Genomic DNA, 9,598 nt, shown 5'->3' on the forward strand with positions numbered 1-9,598 from the left:
ACCCAGACTAACAAAGATTGACGCTATGCGACTATTTAAGTTTTTTCGCCCCGCACCTCAAATCGGTGCTCGTTGGTTCGCCCTAATTTTAGGAATGACGATCGCCCTGAGTGCGTTAGCAATCAATGCTGCACCCGCTGTCGCCGTTGATGGCACCAATCCGCCCAACTTAGAGTTCCAGAGTTCCCCCGCCACTCCCCCGACTCCGCAACTGTTAGCGCTGCGGAGTCCTGAACTCCCAGGGGATACCGGCAGTTTTGTGACGGCGGCTGTCGATCGAGTTGGGCCGGCAGTTGTCCGCATTGATACCGAGCGCACTGTCAGTCGCAACCTTGACCCCTTAATGGAAGACCCCTTCTTCCGTAGATTTTTGGGAGAAGATTTACGCAGCATGACCCCCAGACAAGAACACTTACGCGGTCAAGGTTCCGGCTTCATCATTGACAAAAGCGGGATTGTTTTAACCAACGCTCACGTAGTTGACAAAGCCGATCGAGTGACTGTCACCTTAAACGACGGCAGGACATTTCCAGGAGAAGTGCAAGGTACTGACGAAGTAACAGATTTGGCTGTTGTCAAAATTAATACTAAGCAATTAGACTTGCCGACTGCCACCTTGGGAGATTCCGACGCGGTGAAAGTGGGAGATTGGGCGATCGCCGTGGGGAACCCCCTGGGATTTGACAATACCGTCACATTAGGCATTATCAGCACCCTCAAACGCTCTAGTGCAGCCGTCGGCATTCCCGACAAGCGGCTCGATTTCATTCAAACCGACGCCGCCATCAATCCCGGCAATTCCGGCGGCCCGCTGTTAAACAGCAGAGGAGAAGTGATTGGCATCAACACGGCGATTCGAGCTGATGCAATGGGTATAGGCTTTGCGATTCCGATCGACAAAGCCAAGGCCATTTACGCGCAGTTAGCCAAGGGAGAACAAGTCAGCCATCCGTTTTTGGGGATTCAGATGATTGCTTTGACTCCTGAAATGGCCAGAGAGAATAATTCTGACCCCAACGCTCCTTTGATTGTCCCAGAAGTTAAGGGAGTGTTAGTGATGAGAGTTGTGCCCAACACCCCTGCTGAGAAAGCAGGGCTTCGCAAGGGAGATGTCATCGTTCAAATAGACGGTGAGGCAGTGACTGAGGCCGAACAGTTGCAAAGTTTGGTGGACAACAGCAAAATCGGTCAAATTCTGAAACTGAAAGTGCGCCGCGGTTCCCTGATTAAAGAAGTAGCCGTTCAAACTGCTCAATTGCAAGATTTTTAGAAGTGAAGAGGAAGGGGGGAAACTGTTAAACACCACATAAAGTTTGTAGTGAGGATTTTAGTCAAATCTTAATATTTTTAGGTAAGCTGTTGTGCATTTAAATTGTATGTTGAGGGCGGGTTTTCCTGCCCACCTCACAAGAGTGAAAAATTATTTTACCGTGCAATTTAAATAGACAGCTTAATAGCGACTAAAATCCTCACTACAAACCAGTTTTATTATTGGTGATTGATATGACACGAGTTCAACTTGCCTATCCCAAAATTCCAGATAGTAAAAATTGCCCTAACGAACAATGTGTAGCTTTTGAGAAGTACGATGGTACTAATTTGCATTGGGTTTGGGAAGTTGAACTTGGTTGGTATGCTTTTGGTACGCGCCGCAGTAGATTTGATTTGGATGAGATTGGAATTGCAGAATTTAACGCTGCACATCCAGGTTTAGAAGCAGCACCGGAAATATTTAAAACAGACTTTGCTAGTCCGTTAGAGTCTATATTTCGAGAGAAAGAACAGTATCACTGCGATGAAATTACTGTGTTTACAGAGTTTTTTGGTGCTAATTCGTTTGCGGGAATGCACCAAAAGGACGATCGCAAACAATTGGTGCTTTTTGATGTGGAAACCGATGGCGGTATGGTTGTTACCGATCGGTTTATTCAGGATTTTGGTACATTAAATATTGCGCGAGTGATTTATCGTGGAAAACTGACGGGCAAGTTTATGGATGATGTTCGCAAGGGGAAATACGGTGTGGATGAAGGTGTTGTGTGCAAGGGAGGCGGCAATGCTAATAATCTGTGGATGGTGAAGATTAAGACTGATGCGTATATGCAGAGATTGCAGCAAGCTTTTAAGGATGATTGGGAAAATTACTGGGAGTAATATCAAATCTGAAGGCTAACTTTTTTCATGAATCGATCGAGTAGTGCGATCGTTGAAACCCTCTTTTGCTCCCCCTTTACCAGAAGAGTTGACAAACAACCTATCTTGTGCTGAGATGGCAGTGCTGAACTTGCAGAGCGAAAGTATCAATTTTTGATTTGGAGAGTGGGACGGCGCGATCGGTTTATATTACGCAGCAGTCCGTATCTACGATTCTGGAATCTTTTCACTTGGAAGCATAATTTTCTACTGTCTACTATTCTTAGGAAGTCCAACCTAGAAACTATTGTGAGACAACCCTTAACCAAGACCCATTCGGCGTGTCGCTCTCTCATCCAGAAAGCAGTGCGTCGTGGCGATCTTTCTCTCACCAGAAAAGTAGCCTCTCATCTACGCGAGATTGGGGACGGTAATTGGTTGGCAAGACGGACAGCAGTGATTACCTTTGAAGAATGCTGGCCTCTTGGGGCAAATTTGAATTTAAGCACTGAGTTTACAAACACAGTCAATTCCTTAATTCGTGCTGCACAATCGGTGAAAGTGAAAGATGCAACTGGCCTTGGTACACTAGCATACACTCTTTCGACAGGGGATGATTCGGTACTCTCTGGTTCTCCCGAAGATCGTGACATCAAGATAGTGTCCGAAGCCATCAAAAGGCCCAACGATTTCTGGGACTGGGTAACTACAAACTGTTCCCAGGAACGCCAGCGTAGCCTGGTTGAAGTGGCGCAAAAAGCTCACCGTCGAGGGGGGTGGCCCTGGGACAGAGCCTTTATGCAAGCTGCTGCTTATCTCGCTCTTACAGAAGACGTACCTACCGTCGCTACTGCCAAACAACAATCCAAGGAATTTCCCCTTTGGGTGGCGCTAGATAAACATACACCGCAGGGGAAACAGGCTCTTCATAACGCAGCAAAAAGGATTGGAGTTCCAAGTAACCAACTTTTTTGGGTCAGCTTTTACTTTGAGAGTGCGCTCACTAACGATGTTACCGATTCATTTTGGTGGTCAAAAGAAGTTCATTGGCGACTCCACCAAGTTGGGTTAGATTGGGATAAAGCTAGTTTTATATGGGATAAAGCACAAGCAGTTGTTTCTGAACTACTCAAAGCTGAGGCAGAGCATTTACGGGAATATATAGAACGTCCGACACCAGTGCAATTGAGCCTGTTCGACCCTACTTACTTTGCATCGGAAAATGAACAACCTATTTTTTCCGAAGAAACACCGAAGACAGAGGCTAAACCTTTGCAGAAGCCTAAAAATAGCTTATAGTACGTTCAATTAAAGCTTTTTGAATAAAATTTGTAGATTTTTGGGAGGAAAGTATTATGTTCCAAGGTGAGGAGATCCAGAAATTAGTCGAGCTTTTGAAGGAGAGGGATGCATACCTCTATCATGCCTGCCAATTGTTGGACTTTAAATCTTACCTCAACGTGGGGGGCATCCCCTCACGATCGCACTTAGAAAGCAATAGCCAGCCTTATACGCCATTTAAAACTGACCAGAATGATCGCGCCAATGATGACTGGGACAAAGTTTTCGCCAATCTCTCCGACTTTGGCTTTACTTTTGCTGGAGGCTATGATGCTGTACCAAATATTTATGGTCCAATTCTGTTCCAAATCAAACCAGAGGTATTTTACGAAGCAACAGATGTAGCTATCTGTCTGCGCTCGGCAGGAAGAAACGATTTTGACAGGGAAAGGGAAGCTCTTAAATCGATCTCAGAGGTAGACCGTTTATTTAAGCACCCTGTAGACGAGCCAGATAAGAGCAAACGCTCCTATGTTAAAACCAGGAAGGAGTTAGAAAAAGACTTTACCAATGCCTCTGCTCCAGAAATCAGTTGTACTGTAGAATCTGGTAAATTCTCCTTAGAATACGTTAAGTTAGTTCGTGTTGAACCTTACATTATTCAAGGACATCACTTGGAAGTCAAGGTAAAAGAAATAATATCTAAAAGTGGCGAAAACTTACGTGTGTACAAACGAACTAAAAGTTCACCTTACACAAACGAACTTTTAAAAATTCTGGAAAGCGGAGTTAAATTGCTTCAGGATATATCTGAAAATTCCAATGTTAGTGAGGAATTGAGAGATTGGGCAAAAAGAGTAATAAATCGTGGCATAGCATCTCAGTTCAATGAGAGCTTTGCTCCATATCTATATAACGGTACGATTTTGCCTATTATCCAAGGGAAACTGTAACATATTATTATATTTGGAGCGGTACAATAGTTCATGGATCACATCAAATTACTGAACCAAGTTAGCAGTAAAAAAACTATAACGCTGGCTTTTCAGTACGCTCTCAGTGACCGTCTTCACCATGATTCATATTTCGATCATTTTGAGATTGAATATGTTCAAAATTTTCAGGATAAAATTATAGAAGAACTACTTCAAGAACTGAAAAAAGCTGACCAATTTACTCCTAGACCTGCTTATGCTTATTACTTGCCCAAAACGGCTCTCTGCTATCGCAGGATGATTTATATTCCCTTTAAAGATTTAGTTCTCCGATATGCTTTTGTTATTGTTTTAGCAAAACATTTAGATAAAAGCCTATCAGTCCAATGTTTTGCCAATCGAAGAGCTGAGGGTGAACGGGCTAAAAAATATCTACTAGATGATTACTATAAAGTATCTTTAGTCAATTTTCGGAGATGGCAAAAAAAATGTGCGACTAAATATAAAATTTTAATACGAACAGATATTTCAGCCTTTTATGATTCTATTTCTCATCAATACTTAATCAAAACTTTAGCAGAACAACTTTCTATTAAGCTTGAAACTGAATTTTGTCGTCTTTTCAATAAATTACTTTGTATAGATGTTATATCTTATTGCCACAAAACAAAAACAGTACAAGCTCCAAAAATGCTTTATCAGGGGTTAACAATTGGCAATAACTTAGAGGGATTTCTAGCAAACTTGTATCTAAAAAATGTTGATGATGCGATGCAATGTGCAGGCATTGAGTTTGGCAGATATAATGACGATATGAGAATCTTTGCAGAGAATCGAGAAATAGCGCAACTTCACTTATTGATTCTTCAAGATCACCTGCTCACTAAAGGATTGAATCTCAATTCTAGTAAAACAGAAATTGCTGAAAATAAAGAGCAGATTGAAAGATTACGCACTAAGGTGTACGATCTTTCACCTTCATTATACGATGTTTCTCAGGAAAATGAAGCTGGTGGATATATTGATGTGGTAGTTAAGACAACTGAAGTTCAGCAAAGCATAGATATAGAATCTGATGAGTTTGATAAAGACTTCAATCCTGACGAAGAAATAAAAGCAGACAAAGATGCAAAAAACTTTTGTAAATTTTTTCAGAACCTCAAGACAAAAAAAAGAATATCTGAACATTTAAAAAAATTAGAAATCATCTTAACTCACTGGCAAGGCAACAGTAAACACGCTTCTTGGTTAATAGTAGATTGTATCTATAAGGATGTATCGTCTGATACAAAAACTGTAGCACTTGAGGTTTTTTTTAATGTTTTGAACAGTGATGAAGCATTGTCTTATACTAAATATCGCCTTATTCATAACCTAATTCATTTGAAACCAGACCCCAAAACTCCTGAGCTTCGCGTGATTCATCAGCTAGATGATACCAGAAAAGAAGAATTAAGAAAAAATTTATTTCATCTCTTATATCAGCCAGCATTTGAATTGAGTTTTATAGCCTTATATGCTTTAAGAGTTTTGGGTTATTCAAGCAAAGACTTAGAAAAATATGCACATAAGCACATACCTAAACCTCTAGGCTCTCCTATTCTTACTGTTCTAGATTATCTACAAGACTTACAGCCTATTCTCTCTTTGTCAAAGACGGAAACGGAGATAGGTATGGACTCTAATTGTACAGCATAACAGCCGACTAATTATGAGCAATATGAAACACAGGAATTTTATTAATTCATCAGGGCGAGTTTTTACTTGTAGCAGCTTTCATCACCCTGGATGAATCATCTCAATGATATCCCTTTGAGTTCCTGAAACAAAGTGGTGGCGTAGGAATCAGTCATACCAGATATATAATCTGTAATCTTCAGGATTTTGCCATAGGAGCTTTCATTGTCACCAAGGCAATATTCTTTTGGTAGTATTAGCTTGAGGAGCTTACCCTTCTCGGTACTATAGAGATTGGCGTTGACAAATTCGGCGAATAAGTGTCCGATGACTTCATATCCAGCCACTTGAATGCCAACAACTTCAGGATGATTAAAAACTTTCTTTCTAGTTTTACTCTGGATACAATTAAGAGTTTCTGCGTAAGAGGTCAGTGAGATGAGGTCACTGTCAAACGTTCCTGCCAGTAATTCTTGTTCGTGATCAAGAAATATTGTAGCAACTTCCTGCACGAGGTTGTTAATAGCAACAGCACGCAAAAACTTAATTTGCTCTTCTTTAGTATGTGCGTTTTTTTCTAGGTTTGGGCTTTTAGCAATCTCATTAAGTAATTTTTTGGCTTTCTTAAAAGAGATGTATCCCATACGATAGCCATCTTCTAAATCGACAATGTGATAACTGATATCATCCGCAGCTTCAACTAGAAAGGCAAGGGGATGACGTGACCACCACGCTACCTCTGGACTACGGCGAATTAATCCAACCGTATCTGCAACAGTGGCAAATAAATTCTTCTCAGCCTGAAAAAAGCCATATTTTTTTGCACTTTTTCCTTTATAATTGTTAAGAATTTCTTCTGAAATTAGCAATTCTCTGGGGTACTTGGTAAAAGTTGCTAAAGTGGGACAGGTTAGCTGCATTCCCCCAGTTCTAGCTTGCATTTCTAATCGGGTAAGGATGCGAAACCCTTGGGCGTTTCCTTCAAAGAATTCAAGATCTACTTTTTCATGGTCTATTAATTGTTCTTTTACTGTTTCGTGCCAGGACTTAAAACCGCTGCGGATAGCATCTTCTCCGGCATGACCAAAAGGTGGGTTGCCGATATCATGGGCAAGGCAGGCTGCAGCAACGATATCTCCAAAATCGGAAGCGGTAAATTCGTCGAGTCTATGCCTTTCTTTAATTTCATATCCTACTATCGTGCCCAGGGAACGACCAACACAAGAGACTTCTAAGCTATGAATGAGGCGAGTACGGATGTAATCATTCTTAGCTAAAGAGAAAACCTGGGTTTTGTCTTTGAGGCGGCGGAAGGGAGACGAGAATACTAATCGGTCGTAATCTCTTTGAAAAGAGGTGCGAGCATCTTCAGGTTTTTCTGGCCGAGGCTTGCCTAGTCTTTGCCTTGTCAGAAGTTTATTCCACTGCATCATTGATTTTATTTATAGAACGAGGAAAATTTTTTACAAGCTTAGGAATGAAAAATAAATAAGGTGACTAATAGAGCAATAGTTTTCCTTGGATCAAGGCTTCTGGGGTTTAATTGTGCAAGTTATTGATTTTTCATTCCTTAGTGCCATGATATCGTCACTGTTGAATTATCTTGCGAGGGTAACGGTAAAAGTTAAGACAGTTCAATAAACGGCGGCTCCCGCCGCCACATCCAGCCAAACACCCAGCCCTTCTGCTCTACATCCCTTACGCCTAGATCCTATTTATATAAGTAGAGTCAGCCTGAATTCGCTTATCAAAGTCCATATTTTCGCATTCTGTAATAACCCTGCCCGGTCTGTCCATCTAATCTGCCGGATCCCTACTGGGGCGCACGAATGGGTATTTATTCTCATCTTCAAGAGCGATCGCCAACTCCACCAGCCCAGTATCCTCCTCTTCAAACAGAACCGGATTAACAATCACATCAACCTTTAGTTTGATTAATCCAGCAGATAGCAAGCTGATGAAGTAGAGCTGCAGCAACGCCGATTCCGTCTGCTTCCGATATGCCCAGAATCCTACACAAAATTAGCCGGATCTTGATCTCGCCGATGCTTCAGCAGAATCGGAGAACCTTGGCCATCACCCACCAAAGCCGCCGTTTCCTCCAACGCTTCCCTCAATCGCTTGGCCGCGTAGATCGACATATCGCGGGGCACATTCACCTGATCGCGCAAATACCGCAAAGCCACATCAGAACCAGCAGGTGGCGTACAAACTTCGCCAGTCATCATCAAAGTTAAAGCACAACGCAAAGCCTCATCAAATAACTTGTCATCAGCAGGATTGACTCGAACGATGTTGCGCTGGTGCTTAATGACGCGATGGAGTGCTTCAGCGCGGGAGGTTTCCGGTTCTGGATACATCACATCCGGCAGTCCAGCCCAAGGCCCATTATCCACCCGGGCTTTATTGAGTAGCATCTGAGGTTCGCCGTTTTCATAACACCCGCCCATCTGAGGCGGTAAATCGTGGACGTGGGTGTGAAAATCGCTCTGAGTGCCGCGATAGGTAGGGCGGCTTTCCATCGCCGCAAACCAGTCAGCAAAGCGCGGGTTTTCTTCCCGCATCGAGTAGCCTTTGTAGTAGTAAAGACTGGCATTCATGCGTTCGACGTAGGGCGTAAAGATGACATCCGCAGTGCCAAATTCATCGAGGAAATAAGGCCCCGGAGTGCTAGCCAGGGCTGCTTCTACCTGGGTGACGACGCTGATAAATTGGTTGCGGTTGTGCTGTTCTACTCTGGCTGAACTTGCTGGGTAGCACAGCCAAGAGCACCAGGCTCTAAATAGCAGTCGCTCTAACCGCCGCAGGGGTATTACTGCGGGGTTTTCCATGCCCAAACCCAACGGGCCATAGACTCGTTCGAGGGCGATTAAGATATCATCGCTTTCGGTGATGATGCGGCCGTCTAGTTCGATCGCCGGTAGCATTCCCGATGGCACTTTGCGCTTGTACCAGCTTTCTTTTTCCCCGTAGCAGAACATAGTAACTTTCTCAATGCGGTAGGGGATTTGTTTTTCTTCCAGCCACAGCCAGATTTTTTGGCAGTAGGGACACCAGGCGTGGTTGTCGCGGTACAGGGTGACTCGCACCTCGGATTCGGTTTTACCGAAGAGGCGCAAGCGGGCTTGGGCGTTGGTGGGGCCGTTTGTGCGATCAACTTCAAAGTCTGTGAGGGCTTCTAATTCTGTCCAGCTTAGGGGGGTGGCGATCGTGGCGGTGGATGTCATAGGTGAATTAGTGCTGATGATGGTTCCCCAAAATATAGACTAAATGTATAGCTTTTCTTGGTCGCGATCGTCCACAAGTTAGCCACCCCCTTGATGATTCGGCGGTTGAAAGAGAATGTTGACTTTGTATGAAGGGTATTACCCCTCATACAAAGTCACAACCAATAGCGAGAAGGATTATGTAACAATACTCCGGACAGTTTTTGAGACCGAGGCTGAAACTCTCATTCTGCCGTTAGTGATTGAAAACTGTCCGGACTATTGTTAAATACAGCGGATTCCGCTGTAATGAGGTACAATAAAATATCATTGTTGTAGTCAAACCTAATGAAAGCGTATTCTCTC

Annotated in this window: 8 protein-coding genes; 5 read left to right on the forward strand and 3 right to left on the reverse strand. The window is 43.1% G+C overall.

The genetic code is table 11. The annotated features are described in order from the left end of the window. Positions 1-25 precede the first annotated feature (25 nt). From QUA38_RS09715 to QUA38_RS09735, 5 genes are all read left to right on the forward strand, one after another. Complete coding sequence (locus QUA38_RS09715) at positions 26-1,270, forward strand: HhoA/HhoB/HtrA family serine endopeptidase (RefSeq protein ID WP_333161242.1); 1,245 nt, start codon at positions 26-28, stop codon at positions 1,268-1,270. A 233-nt stretch (positions 1,271-1,503) separates the two neighbouring features. Continuing rightward, a complete protein-coding gene (locus QUA38_RS09720) occupies positions 1,504-2,154 on the forward strand; it encodes an RNA ligase family protein (protein WP_333161244.1) in 651 nt (216 codons plus the stop codon). Positions 2,155-2,589: 435 nt separating this feature from the next. Next, complete coding sequence (locus QUA38_RS09725; protein ID WP_333161246.1) at positions 2,590-3,432, forward strand: hypothetical protein; 843 nt, start codon at positions 2,590-2,592, stop codon at positions 3,430-3,432. A 56-nt stretch (positions 3,433-3,488) separates the two neighbouring features. Continuing rightward, positions 3,489-4,367 (forward strand): hypothetical protein, encoded by an 879-nt coding sequence (locus QUA38_RS09730; RefSeq protein ID WP_333161248.1) that lies wholly within the window; start codon positions 3,489-3,491, stop codon positions 4,365-4,367. 33 nt (positions 4,368-4,400) lie between these two features. Then, positions 4,401-6,047 (forward strand): RNA-directed DNA polymerase, encoded by a 1,647-nt coding sequence (locus QUA38_RS09735; protein ID WP_333161250.1) that lies wholly within the window; start codon positions 4,401-4,403, stop codon positions 6,045-6,047. Positions 6,048-6,142: 95 nt separating this feature from the next. Here the strand turns inward: QUA38_RS09735 and QUA38_RS09740 are convergent, their stop codons facing one another. The 3 genes from QUA38_RS09740 to QUA38_RS09750 all read right to left on the reverse strand — a co-directional run bounded on the left by QUA38_RS09740 (position 6,143) and on the right by QUA38_RS09750 (position 9,253). Next, positions 6,143-7,459, reverse strand: a complete 1,317-nt coding sequence (locus tag QUA38_RS09740; protein ID WP_333161252.1) for a deoxyguanosinetriphosphate triphosphohydrolase — start codon at positions 7,457-7,459, stop codon at positions 6,143-6,145. 364 nt (positions 7,460-7,823) lie between these two features. Continuing rightward, positions 7,824-8,003, reverse strand: a complete 180-nt coding sequence (locus QUA38_RS09745) for a hypothetical protein (protein WP_333161253.1) — start codon at positions 8,001-8,003, stop codon at positions 7,824-7,826. 35 nt (positions 8,004-8,038) lie between these two features. Further along, a complete protein-coding gene (locus tag QUA38_RS09750; protein WP_333161255.1) occupies positions 8,039-9,253 on the reverse strand; it encodes a glutathione S-transferase family protein in 1,215 nt (404 codons plus the stop codon). Positions 9,254-9,598 lie beyond the last annotated feature (345 nt).

It is taken from the genome of Microcoleus sp. Pol12B4 (assembly GCF_036701385.1).
In the GTDB taxonomy this organism is placed as follows: Bacteria; Cyanobacteriota; Cyanobacteriia; order Cyanobacteriales; family Microcoleaceae; genus Microcoleus.